The following is a 23,341-nucleotide window of genomic DNA, read 5'->3' as shown; positions in this document are numbered from 1 at the left end:
GCCCGGGTTTAGTGTCTGCCAGCTTTGCTGCCAGACACGTAGCCAACCAGGAGGCTTGCAAATACAAATCAACGGCTTGTTTATGCTTCTGGCACCTTACGGTGGCAGAAGCGGGTGTAACAGGTTGTAGTGCAGCACCCGCCAGCCCTGCTGCCAAGACACATCGCAGGATTTAGTGTCTGCCAGCTCTGCCGCTGTACGGTACTTGCACATCATCAACCCTTAAAAAAACTCAACCACTTACATAATCAACAGACCGGTAACCTGCAACTTGTAACCGGCAACCGGCTTTCGGGTGAGGGATTGAAGCGGATACCCCGGTGAGGCCATCGCAGCATAGCCTTGTGCCGGAGTATGAGCGAAAAGCCCGACCCCTTGCGCAGCTTGGGGGCACCCCCAAAAAAAATTCCTTCTACCCGGCAATACAACAGCTTTGCCTACTACGCAGCATTACTTTTTTACCAGTTTTATATGATGAATGCCCGATGCCGTTTCAATACGAAGGTTATATACGCCGGCCGGTAAATGCTGCAGCAGCAACTGGCACTGCATGGCCAGCGGCTTTGTGCGGCTTAATAAACGGCCCTGCATATCGTAGCAGTTTATTTCCTTTATTAACTCGTGGGCTGTAACCCAGGTTTGTCCACCTGAGGGGTTGGGGCTTACCTGCAATTGTGCAACAGGCAGGCTATGCACCAGTTGCGTTGTACTGTAAGAAAACCGGCCGTCTTTATCCACCTGTTTAATGCGGTAAAAATTATTGCCATGAGCAGGGTTAACGTGCTGCCAGTTGTAAATTTTGTTGGGCATAATAACTGTTTGGGCATCTACACGTGCCAATGTTGTAAAGTGAGTGCCATCGCTGCTGTGCTGCACTTCGTAATAATCGCAGTTAACCTCGCTGGCTACCTGCCATTTTAACTGCACCTGCTTGCCTTGCAGTGCTGCTGTAAATGAAACCCAGTTGACAGGCAATGTGCCGGCTGTTTTTGCCAGTACGAAATCACCGAGATAATTGAATTTTTCTACGGAGGTAATGGTACCCGTATCTACGTGAGAACCGGCGCCGCCTATATTTAGCCAGAGTGTGCCCGTATTATCTTTCAGCATACGCAGGGAAGCGGTATCCGTAACTTCATCTTCCTCAAAATAAGGCAGCTTTACTGCGTAATAATGTACAGGGAACTTGTTTAATGCCTCAAACCTGTAATAACGCGTATTAACCAGTTTTTCTATACCGGCAGGCAGGGTTCTTACCGGTGGATCTGTAGTAAATACCCGTGCGGAATACTGGTCTCCATAACGCAACTGCATATTGCTTACAGTAAGTGTTACCGGCGTATATTTTTGTGCTGTGCCTATGGGGAAATTAATATTAAGCAGGCCTGGTAAATCTGTAGTTAGAGCAAGCGTACCGATAACATAACTTTCCGGGCCGCCGCCAACGAGTTTTCTATAGTACTTCATTTTAAGGGCGTTGTTGTTCTTAATTTCTATGATGCCCCTGTTAAGTTGCATTTCCAGGTTTACGGTGCAGGTGGTATCCAGGTAAAGCCGGCCATTGGTGTTTAAGAAAAGCGAGTCAATATTGGCCATACCACTGATGGTTACGCTGGTGTTGTTCATGATATTCATTGACTTCACATTGGTATTGGGCAATACAAGGCTTTGCGGTTGGGTACCCGTTATCAACAACGCTGAAGTTAAGCTGCCGCCCTGGGAAATAATATTACCGTTTACAACAACCGTTGTGTATTCTCCGCCCAAACTTGTTGACATTAATTGCAGCGTGCCGTCTATAGTAAGCTCATGCCCTTCGCCATTGTGCAGGTACATGTAGCCCTCGGCAACCAGGGTTGCGTTTTTTTGAATCCAGAGCTGATCAACCTGGGCAAAGGTTTTTAAAGTAACCGTATGGCCGCTTTGGATGATGATGGTATCATCAATATATGTAGGAAAGGTTTCGGCATCCTGGTAAGTATCCTCACCGGTTTTAACCTGCCAGGTGGAGGCATCGCCAAAGTTGCCGTTTTGCTTGCTGCGGAAAACACGCCTGGGGTAGCAGGTGATAGTGGCATCCCAGTTGCCGCCAAAACCGCTTACCTGGGCGCCCGAAGTAAACTTAAACGTAAGCGGGCCGGTAGAGGAAAAGTAATCGAACGGCATTTGCGGAAGGCTGCCAATGGAAAAATGCCTGATAACCGGCGCATCGGTATTTTCCCCATCGTACACAGACAGTATGGAATGCGAACTTGATATATTAAAGCTGTTAAAGTGAAGCTTTAATACGTTGCCTGGCGCAGCAGGGTAAATGGTCTTTACATAAGATTCGCCAGGCAAAAAGCCATCTGGAACAAAGCCCTGGCTTGGATAGAAATAACTGGTACAAACAGTATCGCTGTTATTGTTGTTTAACAGTATGGAACAATCTTTTACTGTAAAACCGGCAGAAGTATTTTGGCAGCCGCCCAGCCCGGCACTTACCCGTACGGCATATACACCAGTTCTTTGCGCCACATAAAAACTGTCGGTAGCGCCCTGTATCTCTTTCCCACGGTTTAGCCACTGGTAATGGTAGCTATTGCCGGTGGCTGCAGAAAGCCTGGTGGTTTCATTAATGCAAATGGAATCAACCGGCGCACTGATCTGCGCAACTGGTGGGGTATTGCTTACATTAACTTTTACGGTGCGTATAAGCGTATCTCCACAAAAATCTGTAACGGTTAGTTTGTAAACAGTTGTGGCCGATGGTTTGGCGATTGGGTTGGCATCGTTAGGATTAGATAAACCTGCTTTTGGCGACCAGGTGTATTGGTAAGCGCCATCGGCAATAGCCAGCGACGAAACCTGCGAAATATCGCCTAACGTACCGGTAACTGTAATCTTACCAGTGGCAGTATCTACCTCCCGCAAGTCGTTGGTAATTTTTTGCAGTACGTAAAAAGTGCTTAGATACAATTTACCCGTTAAAGGGTCCACGGCTCCGTCAAGCCGGCCAAGGTTGTTTACACCCACATCATCAGAATAAGCGCCGTAGAGTTCGCCAGTGGTTGTATTTACCCTTCTTATGCGCCTGCTGTCAGAAAGGTAGGCAAACAAAGTGCCCTGTTTATTGCAAGCCAGCCAGCCAATATTGTTATACGGCACCAACGGGCCACCGTAAGCCGCACCGGAAATGATGTCTATTGTATAAAGTTTGTTATAGTAACCTCCATTCGTTACGGCATATAGTTTTTTATTAGCTGCATCCCAGGCCAGCCCTGCCCATGACTGGCCGTAATTTGGCGCCTGTTCCGGCTGCAGGTAAGCTATAAAACTGCGCTGGCCGGTGGCTGTATCCATGCGGAAGAGGTTACCATTGGCAGTAAGCAGGTAATAACCCAGTGGAGTAAAATCGCCGGCAAAGAAACTTTTGTCGTTATTGCCAGGGTTGTCCGGCAGGTCGGTAAAAAAATATTCTGCGGGGTTATCAATATTAAAGCGCATTAAACCGCCGTTGAAAAAAGTTTCAAGTCCATACCCCCGTAGGCCCAGCGGAAAGGCAGAGCCACCGGCAGCAGCAGGACTGCCGCCAATTCTAACACCTGGCCCTCCCGGGCAAAAGGTAACTTCTTTACCTGCATCGGCCTGTAAAGGGGATGTAGCGGCAGTAATGGTAACCGGTTCTGAATAAGCTATACAACCGTTGGCATACGTAGCAACAACATCATACGTGCCCGCTGCGGAGGCAAGATAAGTTGATGCAATTGTACCTGCGCCGCCGCCATTATAGCGCCACTGGTAACTGGCTGTGGAAACAGGGTTTTCAACAGCCAGTGTTACGCCGGTACCCTTGCAAATAACAGGCTTACCCTGTGCCTTTGCAATCACATTGCAGAAGTTTCCGTTTTGTGCAGCCTGCACAGCCCTATAGGCATTAACAACTCCATAACCCAGCTCGTTGTTCCATGTGCCATTGGGATAACCCTGTTTCATCGCAAAATCATAAGCGGCTGGCTTTATACAGGAGTTTTCCAGTACAAGTGTTGCTTCTGCGGCGGTAAGGTTTTTATTTGCTGAAAGTATAAGTGCTGCCACACCGGCGGCGTTAGGGCAGGCGGAAGAAGTACCGTTGAAAGTAGGGTGGTAATCTCCGTTGCTGCCGGGCAGTTGGTTATAGCCATTAGCACCGCTGATATCTGTGGTGGCAATTTTTACACCCGGGGCCGTTACATCAAGGCCGAACCCATAATTAGAGCCCCAGAGCCATTCCCCATCGCAACTGGACGGAGACTTGCGCTGGTGGCACATACTTGAGGCGCCTACGGATATCACTTCAGGATTGGAGCTTGGGTAAGAAATGCCTCCATTATCATTTCCGGAAGCAAACAGCACCACGCAACCTTTTCCATTGCGCCCCTCGGTAACAGCCCTGTGTATAGCTCCGTCTATAATACCGGTAGGCAGGCCGCCATACCAGGAGTTGGTGATAACATCGGCGCCGTTTTGCCAGGCATAATCAAAGCCACCGGCCTTGCCCTCATCGCTGGCAAAAATGTTATTTTCGTTAGAAAGGTTAATAGGTATTATTTTACAATTGGGCGCTATGCCCGCAACGCCAATGCTGTTGTTGGCCACGGCTGCAACGATGCCTGCACAGGCGGTGCCGTGGGCATTGCCCAGGTTTTTTGGGGCGCCATCGCCAGGGTTAGCGGTGCCTGTATGGCAATCGTACCCTTGCAGCAGGTTGGGTTTTAAATCGGCATGGCCGGTATCTACACCGGTATCTATTACCGCGACTTTAATGTCAGCATCCCCCATGGTAGTTAGCCAGGCGCTGTCTATCTGCATATCGGCGCCGGGTGTGCCGTTGTATTGTTCCGGGGCCCCGGTATTTTTGTGTGGCCACTGCAGGTTATACAGTGGGTCGTTGGGTGCATCAGCTTGTGCATCGTGTACGGTAAAATTGGGCTCGGCATAATCAAAAAGGCCGGACTCAAAAAACAGGTTGGCCATTTTTAGTGCATCGTAATCATTAGCCTTTCCCGCTGAAAGTATATAGATGCCGTCGGCAAAACGATATTTTCTCAGCAGCGTACAGCCATATTTTGCAAGCAGGTTGTTTAATGCTGATGCCGATTTACCGCGTTTTAGTTGCACAATAAATTCATCTTCGTAGCTTACAAGTTTCCCTGATGGGCTACGAAGAAACGGGTGCATAAAACTGATGGTTTTATCACGCCTCATTTTTTCCACTTTAGAGGTAATTGCAACTTTGCTGCCGGCATTACCGGTACGTATGATATATTGGCCCGGGCGTGCGGCAGGTATTACAGAATCTGCATTAACTCCCATCTCCCTGGCAAGGCTTAGCTTGTTTTTAGCATCCCTTTGTTCAACACCAACAAGTATCCTTTCAAACGTTACAGGAACGTATTGCTTCTGACCTTTGTAATAGTAGTGAACAGGCGCATCCTGGGCAGCAATACTGCAGCTTACAATTGCAGTAAGAAAGAAGAGTAAAGGTTTTTTCATGCAGCAAGAATTGGTTTGGGGCATAATTAAATATGGCAACAACCCTTTAAATATAATTATTAAGTTTACTACAACAAATTAATGTTGTATTACCTATGTGCTTTTCTTGACCATGGCTATACTGTTATAACAGTACTGTAAGATGGCAATGAGGATGTAAAAGAGAAGCAGTACCCCTGATAATATTAAATTATGCACCCCTTTGGTTTTAACCTGCAACAGCTATCTTTGTTAAAGGCATATAATATAACCTATCCGTTCTTATAAAAACAAGCAATCATTCCGTTTAATATTGAATCAAAATCTGTGAAAAAGAGTGTTTCTTTCTCGCTTTAATTACCCATTTGCCCTTGCGCACACCAACCACTGTAATATGGCCCAATACCGAAGCCGGCAGCGTTATACGAAAAAGTATTTGCGCTGTTATTGCATTGTTCTTATGTGTGCGGTTATCTGCCCAACAGGCTGAAATTGAAAAACTGCAGAAGAGCCTTCCCCTTGTTACAGACAGCATTATTTATACCAACCTGCTTAACAGGATAAGCACTTTATATTACCTGAAAAACGCAGACAGTTGTTATTATTATGCACACAAGGCATACCTGCTGGCGGAAAAATACAATCTCCGCCGGGGCCTTGCCGATGCGCTCAATAATATTGGTATATTCTATTCAATAAAAACAAATACCTATCTCGCTACGAGATATTACAACGAATCCCTGGAGTTGTACAAGCGCCTGCAGGATACAGCCAACCAGGCGCAACTGGTAATGAACATTGGTCTTGAGCTTTGCTTTAACAATAAGGTTGATGAAGGGCTGAAATACTTTAGGGAGGCTTATAATCTAAGTACAAAAACATCCTACGATTCCATCCGTTCGCTGGTTATATCCAATATGATCAGTTTTGATTCCAGCCTGTCTTACGACTCAGTAAAAGCCTTGCTTGCCGAAGGAAGGGCAGTGGCAGCTAAATACAACGATATAAGGATGCTGGTTGGCTTTGAAGAAAACTATGCATCGGTATTAATGCGCATGGGCAAGTATGAGGAAGCTATTAAAGTGCTTGAAAAGGCAGCCCCGGAAGCTTTAAGGCTGGGGCTTGAATACGAGCTGATTATTTTTTACAACAAGCTGGGAAGCGTATGGATTAATAAAGATTCCGCACAGGCTATTTATTATTACCAGCTTGCTTTACAAACCGCAGAAAAAGAGCGGTACTCCGATGTGTATGTTGTAAGTGCAGAAAGATTGTACCAACTGTACAAAGCAAAAAAAGACCCGCAAAATGCTGGTATCTATGCCGAAATACTGGTGAATGCGGCGAGCGAATACCAGCGTTTTGTGCAGGAGAGTGGTGTTGATTACCTTAATTATATTCTTACCGGCAAGCAGTTGATCCTGGAAAAAGAAAAGAACAAAGACAGGCAGTTTTACAACATACTCATGTCTGTTTTTGTGGGGGTTATTTTTATTTTGCTTTTCATTATATACAGGGCGTACCAATCCAGCAAAAAATATTCAGCTTCTTTAAAAGAGTTGAATAACATGATTTACAAAAAGAATAAACAGCTTGAGCAGAACAGCGAATTCAAGGATAAACTTATTTCGTTGCTTGCACACGATTTCAGGCAACCTCTCATATCGCTCTCAAGCCTTGTATCGTTATTAAAGCAACATGAAACGCTTACGCAGGAAGAGATGGATAAAGTGCTGGAATCCATTGAGCACTCATCGCAATCATCCGTGGATATATTTGAAAACATACTGCAATGGATTAAAAAACAACTTTCAGGATTTGTGTATAAGCCTGAGGAACTTTATATGCATACCCTTGTAAATGAAGCTGCGGAAGTATTTGAAATAGCATTAAAAGAAAAGGCGTTGACCCTTATTAATAAAATTGATGATGATGCCTGCATTTATGCTGACAGGGAAATGATCCAGTTTGTTAACCGCAACCTGATACACAATGCCATCAAATTTTCGCCGCATGGCGGCGAAATTCATATTACCTGCATCAGCACCGAAAAAGAAACCATTATTGCCGTAAAAGATTTTGGCAAAGGCATGAGCAAAGAAAAACTGAACAACCTCTTTAACTTTTTTACAGTAAAGTCTTTTGGCAATAATGCGGAAAAAGGCGCCGGTGTTGCGCTGGTTATATGTAAAGACTTTATTGATAAAATGAACGGCCGGTTATGGGCAGAAAGTGAGCAGGGTAACGGATCTGTCTTTTGTTTCGCGTTGCCTTTAACGCCCCGGCACAAAAAAATTACAGAGCAGGCAGCATAAAAAAATGTGCTGCTGCATATTAGCCCGCCATTTAAAAATGCGGTCACTATCTTTGCGCTGAAATTAGCGACTATGAAAAAGCGGCTGGTGATAATTTTATTCAGTTTTCTCGTTGCGTGTTGTATTTCTTCAGGCATAAAAGCGCAATGCTCCATTTGTACAAAAACAGCTTCTCAGTTAGGCGAAAAGCCCGCTAAAGGGCTTAATGCCGGCATATTATACCTAATGTTTACCCCGCTGGCCATTGCCGGTTTTATTGGTTACCGCTGGTGGCGTACCAACCGGTAGCTGCAAAAGCAGCCACTTTTTCCACTTCGCGTCAAATTTTTTTATGGGCCCGGCTATAGCACAGACATGAGGCTTTCGTTGCGTCGCACTCTTGTACTTTCTGTTCGCTACGCTGCAACGTGCAGCAGGCTTGGATAGTTCAATGTTCTTTTGTTCAAAGTTCAATTAGATAAAAAAATCTTTAATAGTATTGTTCAACCCCTTCGGGGTTGGGAACTTCATCGCAAATGCCAACCCCGGATTTGATCCGGGGCTATTCACATTCAGCCCGTCGGGCTATCGTTAACGCCAACTGTTCAATGTTCGTTTGTTTAAAGTTTAATGTTAGAAGCAGGGAGTATTTTTGCGCTTCACAGCTAAACAAATTATCAGCCTTTTACATTTCAACAGACCAGTAACCAGCTACCTGTAACCGGCCACTGTTCAATGTTCGTTTGTTTAAAGTTTAATGTCAGCAGCGGATAGTGCTTCTGCCCCTTCTGAAGCTAAACAAATTATCAGCCTTTTACATTTCAACAGACCGGTAACCTGCAACTGGTAACTGGCAACTGGTCTTCGGGTGAGGGATTGAAGCGGATACCCCGGTGAGGCCATGGCAGCAGGGCTTTTGTGCCGGAGTATAGCACAAGCGAGGAAAAGCAACTAAATGTTGCTTTGACGAAGGTTGCGAACGCAGTTCTGCCCGACCCCTTGCGATAGCTTGGGGGCACCCCCTCATTTATTTCTTTAACGGCTTAAGCAGGTATTCAAGCCCGTTTAATTTTATCTCGTAAATAGTTTGCAATAACATGCCCAGTTTGCCTTTGGGAAAACCCTTGCGTTGAAACCATTCAAGGTACGATATGGGCAGGTCGCACAGCAGGCTGTCTTTATACTTGCCAAAAGGCATTTTCATTTTTACAAGCTGTATCAGCATATCTCCGTCAGGCTGGGGTATTTCTTCTGGCATTATTGTGAGTAGCTTTTTTTAAAGTTGGATAATGGCGGCAGGCGAACGCTTTATTGGTTTGTGGCCTGCCCGTATGAAAACATTATATTGCCTTGCGAAGATAAATAGCCTGGCCAGCAGCCAGCCAAATTTTGCAAAGCTTTTATGTGTGGTATCGCCGGAATTATATCGCCCCATGCAGCATTGGTTAATGCGGATAGGTTAATGCGTATGACAGACGCCATAGCCCACCGCGGGCCTGATGGAGAAGGTTTCTGGATAAACCAGGAAACCGGTATTGGCCTTGGCCACCGGCGGCTGAGTATTATTGATCTTAGCGCCGCTGCTGCCCAGCCTATGCATTACCTGCATTACAGTGTTGTATTTAACGGAGAAATTTACAATTACCGGGAGCTGAAGGAAGTACTTGTTCAAAAAGGCTATTATTTTAACACACAGAGCGATACCGAAGTTATTATGGCCGCGTTTGATTGCTGGGGCCCTGCATGTTTGCAACAGTTTGACGGAATGTTTGCCTTTGCCTTATGGAACAATAAAGACCAACAGCTTTTGATAGCCCGCGACCGTTTTGGCGAAAAACCTTTGTATTATCATGCCGATTATCTCTTTAGGGGAAAATTTGAACAGTTTGTTTTTGCCAGCGAAATAAAAGCACTATGGGCCGCAGGTATAAAGAAAGAGTTAAATGGCACCATGATGCTGAACTACCTGACACTGGGCTATTTGCAGAACCCGCTTAAGAAAACTGAAACCTTTTTCAGTAACATCCTCTCGTTGCCGCCGGGGTATTACTTAACTGTTCAACCCCGCGAAGCCAGGGTTCAAATGAAGCGATGGTATCATCCGCAAAAAGCTATATTACAAGTCCAGGTAAAAGATAAAGAAGCAGATATTATTGAGCAGTTCTGCCACTTGCTGCAAACATCTGTTATACGCAGGCTGCGCAGCGATGTGCCGGTAGGCAGCAGCCTTAGCGGTGGGCTGGACAGTTCCGCCATCGTGGCTTCTATTTGCCAAACCATTAATGGTAAGCCGCTGCACACTTTTTCCGCTGTCTTTCCGGGATTTGAAAAAGATGAATCTATTTATGTAGATCAAATAGCGGCAGCTTTTCCTGTAGTAAGCCATGCGGTTACACCGGGCGTTGAAGACTTTGAGCAATACTGGCACCGGTTTAGCAGCCAGCAGGAAGAGCCTTTGCAGAGCAGCAGCGCCTTTACCCAGTATATGGTTTACAAGCTGGCTGCCCAAAACAAAGTTACCGTTCTGTTGGACGGGCAAGGCGCCGATGAAGTGCTGGGTGGCTATACCAAATATACACAATGGTACCTGCAGCAACTTAGCCGTACCAGCAGGCAACAATTAGCAAAGGAGCGGAGTTTGTTGCAGCAAAACGGTTTCCTGGATAACTGGGGCTGGCGCAACTATGCCGCAGCTATTTTTCCTGAAAAAACTGCCAGCCTGCTGCAGTCCCGTGCAATGCAGCAGCAAACCAGGCATAGGTTTATAAGTAAGGATTTTATTGGCAGATACCAGAATACCGGCACGCTGCAAAAGCCGGTAATAAAACACCTGGAAGACATGCTGTATTACAACACTTTTCATGTTGGGTTAGAGGAACTGTTGCGGTACGCAGACAGGAACAGCATGGTACATTCCCGGGAAGTGAGGTTGCCCTTTCTTTACCACGAACTGGTAGAATTTGTTTTTGCGCTGCCGGCCGGTTATAAAATAAGAGACGGTTTTACCAAATGGATATTAAGAAAATCTGTAGAGCCCAGCCTGCCAGCCACCATTGCATGGCGCAAAGGGAAAACCGGGTATGAACCGCCCCAGCAACAATGGATGAAAAGCCCTGTTTTGCAGAGTATGATTAATGAGGCCCGTAAAAAACTGGTTAGCGCAGGCGTACTGGAAGGCGCTGTTATGCAGCACCCAATTATTCCTGCTGCTGCCCACAGTCGCGGCAATTTTGACTGGCGGTGTTTGAGCGCCGCAGCAATATTGTAAGGATATTTTGGTGATACATGCCAACCTGTGCAAAGAGGATGATACCTAAAAAAGAAATCCCTGCAATGGTTATACCACGCAGGGATTTCTTTTTATGCTAAGCAATAGTATGCTTGGTTAACCTAAAGCAACGCGTTTAAAGGCGGTTACTTTAAGATCTTTATCTATGCCTTTCAGGTAAGCTTCCACATTTACGCCGCCATCTTTTACAAAAGGCTGCGCCAGTAATGTTTGCTCTTTAAAGAAAGCGTTCAGTTTACCTTCGGCAATTTTGGCAATCATTTCATCCGGTTTGCCGGCCATTTTCGGGTCTTGCTTAATCTGCTCTACCACAATACCCCTTTCACGGTCAACTGTTTCTACAGGTATGCTGTTGGCATCAATTGCTACGGGGTTCATAGCAGCAATCTGCATGGCCACATCTTTACCGGCATCGGCAGATTCTTTGCTAAGGCCAACCAATACGCCCATCCTGTTAGCACCATGAATATAAGAAGCAACGTAAGGGGCTTCCAGCCTTTCAAATTTAGCAATACCTATTTTTTCGCCAATAGCGGCCAACTTATCATTAATCAGGTCAGCCACTTTAGCGCCGTTAACAGTTACTTCGTTCAGTTCTTCAGCAGTCTTTACATCGTTTTCTACCGCAGCATCGGCAATGGATTGTGCAAATGCTATAAAGTCAGCATTCTTGCTTACAAAATCTGTTTCGCTGCTTATCAAAACAATAAAGCCGGTTTTATTATCAGAGCTGGTTTTAGCAATTACAACACCTTCTTTAGCTTCACGGTCGCTGCGTTTGGCGGCAACTTTCTGGCCCTGTTTGCGTAACCAGTCAATGGCAGCTTCAAAATCGCCGTTGGTTTCAGTTAAAGCTTTACGGCAATCCATCATGCCGGCGCCGGTAGCCTGGCGAAGCTTGTTAATATCTGCTGCTGAAATAGTTACAGTACTCATATCTTGTTCAGTTTATGTATTTTAATTGTCTTAGTGTAAAACGCTGCTAAATTATTCCCGACAACCTAAGCACATTATTAAGTTATCGTAAACAGCAATAGCCACGGAAAAGGTTATAAAAACATGGGCCAGTAATCACTTGGTAATGATTAATGGCCCATTATCATTTAACAGTGAGGTGATTATCTTCTTCCACCACCGCCACCCTGCGGGCCACCGCTTCTTCCACGGCTGGCGCCACCCGGAACACGGCGTTTTTGCGGGCCACCGGCACCGCCACCAGTACCTGGTCCACGGCCGGAAGAACCGCCACGGCCACCGCGGCCACCACGGCCGGCTTCAGCTTCTGCTTCAGCCTGCAGGCGTGCAGCTTTCTTTTCAGCTTCATTATCCACTTCTTCTACATCTTCTTCTTTAGCAGCCAAACGTTCTTCCAAACCTTCGGCAATAGCGGCAGTGATATAGTTGGTAATGATAGCGATTGATTTGGTTGCATCATCGTTGGCAGGGATAGCAAAATCAACTTTGTTAGGATCGCAGTTGGTATCTACCATGCCGAACGTGGTAATGCCAAGGCGTTTGGCTTCAGCCAGGGCAATGTGCTCATGGCCTATATCTACCAGGAACAAAGCAGCCGGTAAACGGCCCAGTTGAGCGATACCGCCCAATACTTTTTCCATCTTGTCTTTATCGCGGCTAAGCATTAGACGTTCTTTTTTGGTAATGTTCTCTGCTACACCATCGCCCAGCATTTTTTCAATGCTCTGCATTTTCTTAACGCTCTTGCGTACAGTGTTAAAGTTGGTAAGCATACCACCCAGCCAACGTTCTGTGGCAAAAGGCATGTTTACTTTTCTGGCGCATTCGCTAACAATTTCCTTAGCCTGTTTTTTAGTGGCTACGAACATTATTTTTTTACCGCTTTTGGCAATCTGCTTAAGGGCAGCAGCAGCTTCCTGCAGGCCGTCAACGGTTTTATTAAGGTCAATAATGTGTATGCCTTTCTTTTCTGCAAAGATGTAAGGCAACATCTTTGGATTCCACTTCTTACGCAGGTGGCCAAAGTGTACACCCGCATCGAGCAATTGTTGTTGTAATGAAGTGTTATTTTCCATGTAGTATGATAATTAAATGTTTTGAATGATTGTAGCTGAGAGCCTTGAGCTATGAGCTTCGAGTGAAAACCATGTAACCGGCAGCTCGCAGCTATAATCTCGCAGCGTATAACATTAACGTTTGCTGAACTGGTAGCTTCTACGTGCTTTTTTATGACCGAATTTCTTACGTTCAACACCACGTGGGTCACGTGTGAGATGACCAGCGGCTTTAAGCGCCGGGCGGTATTCTGCATTAATCTCCAGCAACGCACGGGCGATGCCGAGTTTTGCAGCTTCTGCCTGGCCTTTTAAACCACCACCGCCAGCATTGATTTTAACATCGAACTTATCCAGCGATTCAATGGTTTTTAAAGGCGCTTCTACCTGGTTTTGCAGGTAAACAAGGGGAAAATATTCCTTGTAGTTTTTATCGTTTACAACAATTTTGCCTTCGCCTTTGCTGATAAACACACGGGTTACAGCTTCTTTACGACGGCCAACTGCGTTTTTTTGCTTTTCCATTTATAATTGTTTGGAATTTGTGATGGTAATTAGAATTTCAGCTCTTTTGGTTGCTGTGCAGTGTGCGGGTGCTGGGTACCAGCATACACGAATAATTTCTTAATCATTTTACGGCCAAGGCGGTTTTTAGGAAGCATGCCTTTTACGGCCCTTTCCATAATAACTTCCGGCCTGCGCTTGATTAAGTCTTTTGCCGTTTCTTCTTTTTTACCACCGGGGTAGCCGGAAAAATTAATGTATTGCTTGTCTTCGAACTTATTACCTGTAAACACTACCTTATCAGCATTGATGATGATAACATAGTCGCCACAATCTACGTGGGGCGTGTAATAAGCTTTGTTTTTGCCGCGAAGTACCGCAGCGATTTTAGAACCAATGCGACCAACGGTTTGATTAGTACCGTCCACAACGTACCAATTGCGTTGTACGGTAGCCTCGTTCGCATGTTTGGTTGTGAAATGAAGTTTGCTCATTGTAAAATTTAATTTAATGATACGGCGCTATCCCGCCGCTAAAATGGAGCGCAAAATTGCAGTTATTAAACGGAATAACCAATGATTGGATGAGGAAATTTTTATTGAACTTTTATAAGATATTGATAATCAATAAAAATTTTGACTATTTTTTAAATCGCCTGCAAAGAAAAATAGTTTTTGAAGGGTAAATAATCGCAAGAAACAACTATATGGTTATAACAACATCATTCTCAAGGAATGAAAATCCTTAAAATTTTCCCGAAAAGAGATTTTTGGGCATGATTTTGTTGTTGAAAGTGTTTTGGACGAAGTCCTGTGGAGAACCACAACGGACCGGCAATAGACGTATTGCCGGTTTTTTAATGTATGTCATTTTGATCTTAATGATTATACTGACAATTGATGTGGGTGATGCCGGGTGAGGGATTGAAGCGGTTACCCCGCTGAAGGCTTTGTGCGCCAGCTTTGTGGCGGAGTAATAGCGGAAAGCCCGGCCCGAGGTACGAGGGACACCCCCTAAAAAATCTGCAATACCGGATACAAAAGAACACAATCACGAGACAGCCACTGCTTAAGCCCCTGTATTTTCCCAAAAAATTTGTTTAGCCATTTTGATAAATGCCGTCCTAAATTTTGACCTTGAAAATATTGCGGCTTTAATACCGTTTGTGTTAGATGATGTTGATGCAATAAAGATGGTATGCTTTATGTCACCCTTTAATATGTGAAAAGAGAAATACCCATTTTGCTACAGTTTCATGATTTGCTGATACATGGAACCGCCTACGCAAGAAATGATCATACCAGCAATGAGCCGCCATCTAAATTTGCTGTTACAGTAGAAGGTTTTTTTGACAGTGAAATAGAGTATGTACAGGGCTTATGGGTTTGCTCTAACATTGATGTTCCTGAACTGGTGCAATGTATTGGCGAATATTTACGCAGGGAGTGGAAAAAACTACCGCAGGTTGCGGAATAGTTTTCTATGTTAATCCGCGTTTACAGCGGGCGTTGCGCCGGAAAATAGGCAAAAGCTTCCAGATAATCAATGTATTATTTAACCTGCTGCCTGTGAAGGTAAATTCACTTATTAAAATTTCACAGGAGAGGTTTTTACCTAACCTTATTGTTTGAGCAAACCTGGAAAGTTTGTTCAATTAATTACATACTGGATTAAAAACGGGGAAAGCATTTTTATGCAATCCCTTTTTTATTTAATAATTATGATGTACATTACAGTCGTTTCCGCACTCTTACATGAATTCCCTGACCGGTTCCAGTCACGATTAGCTACCATTGGAGTTTGTAATTTTTGCTGCCTTAACATTAATAATTCAATTTAGTTTATGCAAAACACTATCATCATCCTTGGTATTATGTCATTGTGGGGCACGTTTCTGTTTTCAGGCTATTTTGCAAAAGAGTTTACCAACCGCCAACCCCGGGTTTTTAACAATTAGGTGATCCTGAATTTTCAACATTACATGGCGTTGCGCTAAACCTGAGGCTTAAAAACAACAGGGCTTTTGCATGCCTGTTTTTACCGGCATGCAAATAAGCTTATAGGCCTCTCCGTTTAAATATTTTCATTTGTTGAGAATAGCGGTTACCAGTTTAGCCGCAACGGTGTATTTAGCCCGGCAACTTCGCTTTGCAGGTATTGTGTAAAAAATTGCATGGATGAAAAGCGGGCACCTGCTTTTTGCCAGCAAGCATAAAACCTGAAGGTTAACGGTTGCTGCGTTATTGGCATGTATAGCAGGTAGCTGTTAAGTATATCGCTGGCGGCATCGGGAGCTTTTCCAAACCCGGTTGTTGCATTGCGGCTGGTTATCAGCGCAAGCCCCATGCTATCTTTGTTTTCTGACTGAAGCCCATAAGAATACAAAACCGCGGCACCATCTTTATAAAAATTGCCCGGCGTGTTATTGTAAAAGTTGGCAATACCTGCAACAAGGCTGCTGCCTGCGGCGATGCCTTTAATGGTATATGTTGACTGATAAAAATACTGGCCACCACAGATACTGTTTTCCTCGATTATTTCAACAGGGTTATCATTAACCTGCCATTGGTAATGTATCCTGAATATCGCCCTTACAGGCCCATCCGCCACCCGTTCATACTCCTGTTTTTGAATGTTGTTACCACCCAGGCGGATTAACGTATCGTTACCATCAGCATTTTTCGTGGCTATTGCCACGGAGCCTGCCCCAAGAGATTTACCCACCTTCAGCAAATCCATGCCCCAGGCTGCAAGCTGGTGATAATTACCGAAATTTTTGGTACCTACTTTATCCATTACCATACCCGGCTGCAGCTTACCATAAATATCTTTTGTATTGCGGGTATCGAAGTATTGGCGAAAGGCAATCTTGTCGTTTTCCCAGCCGGGGCCTTCAGTTAAATACATGGGTAAGGCTGTTTTGGAAAAATCAGTAGGCGGGTTTTGCGGAGGCATTGTTTCCTTTAAAATGTCCGGGCCAAAACTGTCGTCCGCATTTTTCTTTTTCAGGCGTACATGGGCCCGTTGTACCTGGGTTTCGGCTTTGCTGTTTACTTCAAGCTGTAGGTTAAGGGTTTCTAAAGCTTTAATGTTTAAAAGAAAAACAGCTTCGTCCCAATGGCCGTCGCCATCAAGATCATCCAGTTGAAGCGTGTAATTTTTGCCATTTCTGTCTTTTACGGTAAGAAACCGGCCTTCCGCAATCTTGCCCAGCCGTGCTTCAACCTCGGCCCTTTTCAGGATAATTAATTCGTCTGTTCTTTCAGTATCCGCAGGGTTGCTGATGATTAAAGCCACTTGCTGCGCCTGGCAGGTAATAAGCAGTAAGACAGCTATCGTGCTGGAGAATAACTTAGACAACGGACACATGGCGTTAAAGTTTTGTGTTGACAAATGCGTGTTAACGCAGGTCTTCTATGGCTACGGCATCCATATCCGTATAAGTATAGTTTTCACCGGCCATGCCCCATATAAAAGAATAATTGCTGGTGCCGCAACCGGAATGTATAGACCATGGCGGAGAAATGATACCCTGGTTACCCGCTACCACCAGGTGCCTTGTTTCATCTGGCTTGCCCATAAAATGCACTACCCGTTGTCCGGCTGGTACATCAAAATAAAAATAGGCTTCCATGCGGCGTGTATGTGTGTGGGCGGGCATAGTATTCCATACACTGCCTTCCTTTAAAATGGTAAGGCCCATTACCAACTGGCAACTTTGTAAGCCATCCGCATAAATATATTTGTAAATAGTTCTCTCGTTGGCTGTTTGACGGCTGCCCATTTGCGTAGGATTGGCCTGGTGGCCTGCTAAAAACTGTACGGGATAAACCTGGTGAGCAGGCGCCGACAGCAAATAGAACAATGCAGGGTCAGCGGGGTTTTCACTGCGGAAAGTTACTTCCCGGCAGCCCTTGCCCACATATATGCAGTCAAGCTTGTTTAAGGTATAGGTTTGCCCATCCACAGTAATACTGCCTTTACCGCCAACGTTAATGACACCCAGTTCCCGCCGTTCAAGGAAATAGCCTGCTTTCAATTCAGGGTGTGCCTCCAATGAAAGGGTTTTACTAACTGGTTTTGCCCCGCCCATAATAACCCTGTCGTAATGGGTATACACAAGTGTTACCGCATCATCATTCATCAGGTTGCCGGTAAGAAAGGAAGAGCGAAGTTCTTCGGTATCCATCCGGCTTACTTCTTTGGGGCTATGCTCAAATCTTATTTCCATGTTTTTTTATTTTTACCGGCCCTGGGCCATTTTACCATTTATACATGGCTACACCGCTGTATTTGTGACGTAAACCTTTGACGAACAAAGGCGCCCTGTAATCCTATACAACCGAAAAGTTTCATGTAACGACCATGTACTGTATTGTTATTGTAACCGCTTTACCTGGGCAAGAGTACATTGTTTGCGGGGGAAAATTGAAAAACGCATCGCCATATTTTTACGAAAACGTTGTAGTGCTTTGCTGGTGTTAAGGCTTATTTTGTTTAACCATGTAAGCCATGTGAGAAAATGTAAGTTACAGCACGCAGGCCTGCTCAGGGGCAGCTTATATGGTTATGCCTGGTTGCTTTGGGGGTGTTTATAACCATGTAAGTCATGCGAGAAAATGTAAGCTATAGTATGCAGGCTTGCTCAGGGGCAGTTTATATGGCTATGCCTGGTTGCTATGGGGGGTGTTTATAACCATGTAAGCCATGTGAGAAAATGTAAGTTACAGCATGCAGGCCTACTTAGGGGCAGTCTATATGGTTATGCCTGGTTGCTATGGGGGGTGTTTATAACCATGTAAGCCATGTGAGAAAATGTAAGCTATAGTATGCAGGCTTGCTCAAGACACAGTTTATGGCTATGCCTGGTTGCTATGGGGGTTGTTTATAATCATGTAAGCCATGTGAGAAAATGTAAGCTATAGTATGCAAGCTTGCTCAAGACACAGTTTATGGCTATGCCTGTTTGCTATGGGGGTGTTTATAACCAGGTAAGCCATGTGAGAAAATGTAAGTTACAGCACGCAGGCCTGCTCCAGGGGCGGTTTATATGGATATGCGTGGTTGCTATGGGGGTGTTTATAGCCAGGTAAGCCATGTGAGAAAATGTAAGTTATAGCATGCAGGCCTGCACAGGAGGCACACCGGCTACTTCAACAACTGGGTATCAAATAATTTCAGGATGCGTTTATATTCGTCTGCCCAGCTACTGGGCTCTACAAATCCATGGTCTTCCACGGGATAAACGGCCAGTTCCCAATTGCTTTTTTTCAGCTCAATTAACCGCTGGCTAAGCCTTACCACATCCTGGAAATGCACATTTACATCAACCATACCATGGCAAATGAGCAAATGGTTCTGAAGCCCCGCCGCAAAATTGATAGGGGATGACCTGTGGTAAGCAATGCTATCTTTAAACGGTTCATTTAAAATGTTGGAAGTATAGCCGTGGTTGTAATGCGCCCAGTCTGTAACAGGCCGCAAAGCAGCACCGGCTTTAAACACAGTGGGCTGTGTAAACAAGCCCATCAATGTCATAAACCCACCATAACTACCTCCGTATATGCCAATGCGGCCGGCATCAATGCCCATGTCTTTTACCAGGTAGCGGGCGGCATCTACTTCATCGTCCAGGTCTTTACCGCCCATGTAACGGTAAATACCTGTACGCCAGTCGCGGCCATAGCCGCTGCTGGCCCGGTAATCTATGTCCAGCACAGTGTAACCCTTATCAGCCAGCAGGTTGTTAAACATATACTCCCTAAAATAACTGCTAAACCAGTAATGCACATTTTGCAGGTAACCGGCACCATGTACAAAAATTACAGCGGCGCCGTTCTTTTTGCCTTCGGCGGGCTCATACAAACGTGCATATATAGACTTGCCATCCCTGGCTGCTATAGTGAATATTTTTGTTTGCCGCCAGGGGTATGCCTTAAACTCGTCGCTCATGCCTTTGGCAGTAACCTGCTGCGGTTTTTTTTGCGGTGCATTTTCCTGCACATACAGCTCCCATGGTTTGTTGATATATGAATAGCGGTAAGCTATATATTTTTCATCCGGCGACAGGCTTACCTCATAACCGCCTTCCAAAGAAGTTAACTGCTCTTTGCCTGTGCCATCTGTTCTTATACGATAATAGTGCTGTTTGCCCGGATGTGTTTCATTTGTAAGCAGGTAAAACATTTTTTTGTCGCGGCTTAACCGTACCTGTTGCACTTCATAATTGCCATAGGTTAACTGTTGTTTATTACCGGTTGCAATGTTGTACACATATAAGTGAGAATAGCCGGTAGCTTCGCTTTGAAAATAAAAACGGTTGGCATCTATCCATCCGTTGGCGCCCCCGCCAAAGCCCCAGCCAATGCCAGGCCCGGCAATCCAGGCTTCGTCACGCTGGCGGTCAACCAGCTTTAGTTTGCCGGTTGGCAGCAATTGCATCAGCCAGCGGTCTTTGTTGTCCAGGGAGCGTATGTCTATAATGGCCGCAGTGCCATCCTCGTTCCAATAGGGGCCGCTTACAATAACGGGCCGTGCTTTTGGTTTAGCATCTTTATATTTGGCAGGATAATCTTTAACATAATCCGGCTGGTCTGTTATGCCGGGCAGCGAGTCAAGCGCAACCTGTATTACGGTATCCTTCAGCCTGTCAAACAGGTAGAATTCGTACTTGCCTTGCTGGGCGCCCACCTTGGTGCGGCCAGGTATATCTGTAGTAAAGCCGGTTTCTGTTACATAGTCAGGCACAGCGGTATGTTTTACATCGTCAGCGGCTTTAAATAACCGGTAGGTTACAAAACGGGCGTCGGGGCTAATTGCCGTGTTCTGTAATGTTTTATCACCGGTGTACAGCAGGTGTAATGTATCGGCATCCTTACTGCGTTTTAAAATACTGTCACGCTCTTCACGTTTTTTCCTGCGCTCTTTCAGCACATCAAACAGGCTAAGCTGTTCTGTTTTTAGTTCCTGTTGCTGGGCTTCCAGGCTGTCTTTTTTTGTTTTGGCGCTGCCTTTGGTAAAGGCGGTTAGCTGGCGTGTAATGCCAGTGGCTATGTTCCATGCATAAAAGTCATCGTCTACTTCATAAGCCACCCATTCGTCGTTTATTACAAATGCCGGGCTGCTTTCCGCTGCCGCTGTTTGTGTAATACGTGTGGTATGGTTTAGCTTAATATCCAGCAGGTAAACATCGCCTTTATAAATGTATGCCAGTTGCGAAAACTTTTTGTTGTACACCCCGTTGTTAATGGCGTTTGCCAGCAGCGCATTGTTGTAAGTAATAGCTACCGGCTCTTTGCTGTTGAGGGTAAAGCCATAAGTGGAGTCGGCTGTTTTCTGCAACGGGTTCCACTGAAAGAAAATGGTTTTGCTGTCGGCCGACCAGTAAACATTAGAAGGTGAGCTTCCTATCCATTTAGGGTCACGCATGATATTGTCAACAGTAAGCGTTTGCGCATTTGCAAATTGCCAGAGCAACAGTAAAGCCAGCAGGTATTTCATCAAAAATTTAATTAAGCCATAAAACTAAGTATGAAGTACTTAAATTATACACAGCGCGGAATTTTTTTGGAGTGAAATATAATCTCTCACATCATGGATATTTATGGTACCAGCGACAGATTTTCATGGCATCATCGTTGCGTCGCAATCCTTTTATCGTTCTGTTCATTGGGCGGCTTTTCAGACCCGGGTAGGGAACATCGAACAAGGAACAAAGAAGATGGAATGATGTGTCTTACTTGTTACACATTACCCAGTGTAAATGCCAAGCGGATTTTAAGAAAGGAATTTTGAAGGCGCAGCCACCAACATTGAACCTTGAGCAAAAGAACAATGAACAATTTGCTCCTGTTACACCCTGCTGCGCAGCTTGTAACATCATTTGCTTATTTTTTGCCCCAGCCATCGGGCCATTTACAGAATGTATCTAAACTTTCGTAACCGCTAAAAGAAGTTCCCAATGAATTATTTAATATGGGGCTATTAAATTGCTCCCATTTAAAATACCGCCAGTTTTTAAAATCGAAGAAGTAAAAATTATTCTGGATACCAGAACTAAGTATTTGTATGGCGGCATCCACGTTTTCCCATTCATATATATTGGGTGCGCCAATAAAGTAATTGCTGATATTTTTTGTATTAATGCCATTTTCAGTATTATTTGCGTCAAAACAAATGCCCTTGTTAAAGTAAAATATGGTCCTGAAATGCATTCTTACCTGCCCATTTATACCCAAGGGCTCCCTGTAGTTGTCAAAATTGCTTTGGGGCCACTCACCTTTCAGCCCCCCGGATAAATAGTTTTGATATAGAAAATAATAATTGCTCTGTGGGTTTCTTACAATGGTATCTTGATAGTAGCTGTTGCCACCATTTGTAATTAGCCTGTATTGTGGGTTTGTCCATTGATTTACTGAACCAAACCCGGGGTACTCCGTTATTTCAGCAGGAAATCCTGCAGCAAGGCTGTCAATGCTTTGCGGAGGGGTTACTACTTCAAACGAATCTTTTACCCCAACATATTTTAATTTGATGGTGAAGTATTTTTTTCCGGCAGTTGTACTGCTGCTCAAATCCATAAATGTGATGTATTGGCCTAAATCAACACCTGTATATTTTGCTTTGCCTGAATAAGCACAAGTTGGCGTATTGGCATGCTTGGGTGTGCCAGGCTTTGTGGCGGTGCCTTCTTTTTTGCAAGCTGCAAAACAAAGCAGGCATATAGCCATTGCTGAGATTGTTTTTATCAGTTTCATACCCTTGAATTTTATTCGTTATCAAAACTAAAAAACAAGGTTTGCGCTGATAAGCACAACTCTATAAACAACATAGTAAGTCGGCAAACAGCAGGTTTTGGTTATATCTGATATCCATTTAAGCGGTTTTATTTCATAATAGGCGGGGTTTGTAACGCATTACCGCCGCCGGCGCCAAAAATGAAATAACCACTATGGCTGGCAATCCGTTCATCGGCTGGTTGTTTGGGCGGGTTTTCAGCCCCGGGAAAACTGGTGGGTGAAGACACGCACCAGGGTAACGGAGAATATTGAACAAGAAACAAGGAATGAAGAATTAAGGAGGGCATACTTGCGGTACACGTTACTCACGTTTCTTGCCAAGCGGATTTTTAAGAAAGAAATTTTGAAGACGCGGCCGCTAACATTAAACTTTGAACAAAAGAACATGGAACTGTTGTAACCTGTTGCACCTTGCCGCAAAGCGAACAGATTAAGCCTGGAATGTCTATGCAAAAAGCAGAAACTATAACTGTATGTTCTCCTGAGCTATAAGGATGAACGGTGGAGATAAACAGATATCTCTCTAAATTGCGGTGATGAGACTTTTTTTATCATTAACACTCATTGTAGCAATAAGCTGTAATACTGGTGAGCCGGATAATAGCTATTCCATGTTGAAAGACACATTGAAGCATCCGCTTCTGGATACATTGCAGCATAGAGAGAAAATTATCCATAAACCTTTAACTGACTATAAAGAATTGTATGGATTTTGGGAAAGCAGGAATAAAGAGCCCCTTACCATAGAAATTAATGCAGACTCAATTTATTATGTTGAGCACTTTGAATCACATAGATATAGTTTAAAGGGCGATTCTATAGTTATAGACTACCCAGGTTTTATTTATACGGGTAAAGTGTATTTTGAAAATGATGCATTGATTATTGAATCTGAAGATGGGAAGTCAAAATACAACCGGTTGAAGAATTGAG

General features: G+C 44.6%; 16 protein-coding genes. 5 read left to right on the top strand and 11 right to left on the bottom strand.

From position 1 onward, the window contains the following. Positions 1-450: 450 nt before the first annotated feature. On the bottom strand, positions 451-5,514 hold the full coding sequence (locus tag F0364_RS10115) for a S8 family serine peptidase (RefSeq protein ID WP_207632598.1): 5,064 nt from the start codon (positions 5,512-5,514) through the stop codon (positions 451-453). Between the two features lie 350 nt (positions 5,515-5,864). Here F0364_RS10115 and F0364_RS10110 point away from each other — a divergent pair, with 350 nt between their 5' ends. Together F0364_RS10110 and F0364_RS10105 are read left to right on the top strand one after the other, a co-directional pair. Continuing rightward, positions 5,865-7,808, top strand: coding sequence for an ATP-binding protein (locus F0364_RS10110; protein ID WP_153797658.1), 1,944 nt, complete (start codon positions 5,865-5,867; stop codon positions 7,806-7,808). 72 nt (positions 7,809-7,880) lie between these two features. Next, entirely contained in the window at positions 7,881-8,096 is a 216-nt protein-coding gene (locus tag F0364_RS10105) for a CAMCR motif-containing small membrane protein (RefSeq protein WP_153797657.1), read from the top strand. A gap of 718 nt (positions 8,097-8,814) precedes the next feature. Here F0364_RS10105 and F0364_RS10100 read toward each other — a convergent pair. Continuing rightward, the gene (locus F0364_RS10100; protein ID WP_153797656.1) at positions 8,815-9,045 is read right to left on the bottom strand and encodes a DUF3820 family protein; all 231 of its coding nucleotides are present in this window, start codon (positions 9,043-9,045) and stop codon (positions 8,815-8,817) included. 144 nt (positions 9,046-9,189) lie between these two features. On the opposite strand from F0364_RS10100, the gene asnB reads away from it, so the two are divergent. After that, the gene (gene asnB / locus F0364_RS10095; protein ID WP_153797655.1) at positions 9,190-11,055 is read left to right on the top strand and encodes an asparagine synthase (glutamine-hydrolyzing); all 1,866 of its coding nucleotides are present in this window, start codon (positions 9,190-9,192) and stop codon (positions 11,053-11,055) included. 117 nt (positions 11,056-11,172) lie between these two features. On the opposite strand, the gene tsf is transcribed toward asnB, so the two are convergent. From tsf to rplM, 4 genes are all read right to left on the bottom strand, one after another. Then, positions 11,173-12,012, bottom strand: a complete 840-nt coding sequence (gene tsf, locus F0364_RS10090; RefSeq protein WP_153797654.1) for a translation elongation factor Ts — start codon at positions 12,010-12,012, stop codon at positions 11,173-11,175. Positions 12,013-12,194: 182 nt separating this feature from the next. Beyond that, on the bottom strand, positions 12,195-13,127 hold the full coding sequence (gene rpsB / locus F0364_RS10085; protein ID WP_153797653.1) for a 30S ribosomal protein S2: 933 nt from the start codon (positions 13,125-13,127) through the stop codon (positions 12,195-12,197). Positions 13,128-13,241: 114 nt separating this feature from the next. After that, positions 13,242-13,631: a 30S ribosomal protein S9 gene (gene rpsI, locus F0364_RS10080; RefSeq protein ID WP_153797652.1), complete on the bottom strand. Its 390-nt coding sequence runs from the start codon at positions 13,629-13,631 to the stop codon at positions 13,242-13,244. 29 nt (positions 13,632-13,660) lie between these two features. Continuing rightward, on the bottom strand, positions 13,661-14,104 hold the full coding sequence (gene rplM / locus F0364_RS10075) for a 50S ribosomal protein L13 (RefSeq protein ID WP_153797651.1): 444 nt from the start codon (positions 14,102-14,104) through the stop codon (positions 13,661-13,663). A 727-nt stretch (positions 14,105-14,831) separates the two neighbouring features. Here rplM and F0364_RS10070 point away from each other — a divergent pair. After that, positions 14,832-15,086: a hypothetical protein gene (locus tag F0364_RS10070; RefSeq protein WP_153797650.1), complete on the top strand. Its 255-nt coding sequence runs from the start codon at positions 14,832-14,834 to the stop codon at positions 15,084-15,086. Positions 15,087-15,713: 627 nt separating this feature from the next. On the opposite strand, the gene F0364_RS10065 is transcribed toward F0364_RS10070, so the two are convergent. The 5 genes from F0364_RS10065 to F0364_RS10045 all read right to left on the bottom strand — a co-directional run bounded on the left by F0364_RS10065 (position 15,714) and on the right by F0364_RS10045 (position 22,695). After that, complete coding sequence (locus F0364_RS10065; protein WP_153797649.1) at positions 15,714-16,979, bottom strand: DUF4861 family protein; 1,266 nt, start codon at positions 16,977-16,979, stop codon at positions 15,714-15,716. Positions 16,980-17,010: 31 nt separating this feature from the next. Further along, positions 17,011-17,841 carry a 5-dehydro-4-deoxy-D-glucuronate isomerase gene (kduI, locus tag F0364_RS10060; protein ID WP_153797648.1) on the bottom strand — a complete coding sequence of 277 codons (831 nt, stop codon included), beginning with the start codon at positions 17,839-17,841 and terminating at the stop codon, positions 17,011-17,013. Between the two features lie 917 nt (positions 17,842-18,758). Continuing rightward, positions 18,759-21,110: a S9 family peptidase gene (locus F0364_RS10055; RefSeq protein ID WP_153797647.1), complete on the bottom strand. Its 2,352-nt coding sequence runs from the start codon at positions 21,108-21,110 to the stop codon at positions 18,759-18,761. A gap of 386 nt (positions 21,111-21,496) precedes the next feature. Further along, positions 21,497-22,366 (bottom strand): hypothetical protein, encoded by an 870-nt coding sequence (locus F0364_RS10050; protein WP_153797646.1) that lies wholly within the window; start codon positions 22,364-22,366, stop codon positions 21,497-21,499. Between the two features lie 128 nt (positions 22,367-22,494). Then, a complete protein-coding gene (locus tag F0364_RS10045) occupies positions 22,495-22,695 on the bottom strand; it encodes a hypothetical protein (protein WP_153797645.1) in 201 nt (66 codons plus the stop codon). A gap of 249 nt (positions 22,696-22,944) precedes the next feature. Here F0364_RS10045 and F0364_RS10040 point away from each other — a divergent pair, with 249 nt between their 5' ends. Beyond that, on the top strand, positions 22,945-23,340 hold the full coding sequence (locus F0364_RS10040) for a hypothetical protein (RefSeq protein WP_153797644.1): 396 nt from the start codon (positions 22,945-22,947) through the stop codon (positions 23,338-23,340). Position 23,341 lies beyond the last annotated feature (1 nt).

It is taken from the genome of Foetidibacter luteolus (genome assembly GCF_009650435.1).
Lineage (GTDB): Bacteria > Bacteroidota > Bacteroidia > Chitinophagales > Chitinophagaceae > Foetidibacter > Foetidibacter luteolus.
The sequence above is the reverse complement of the archived record's forward strand: the minus strand, read 5'-3'. Positions and strand labels throughout refer to the sequence as shown.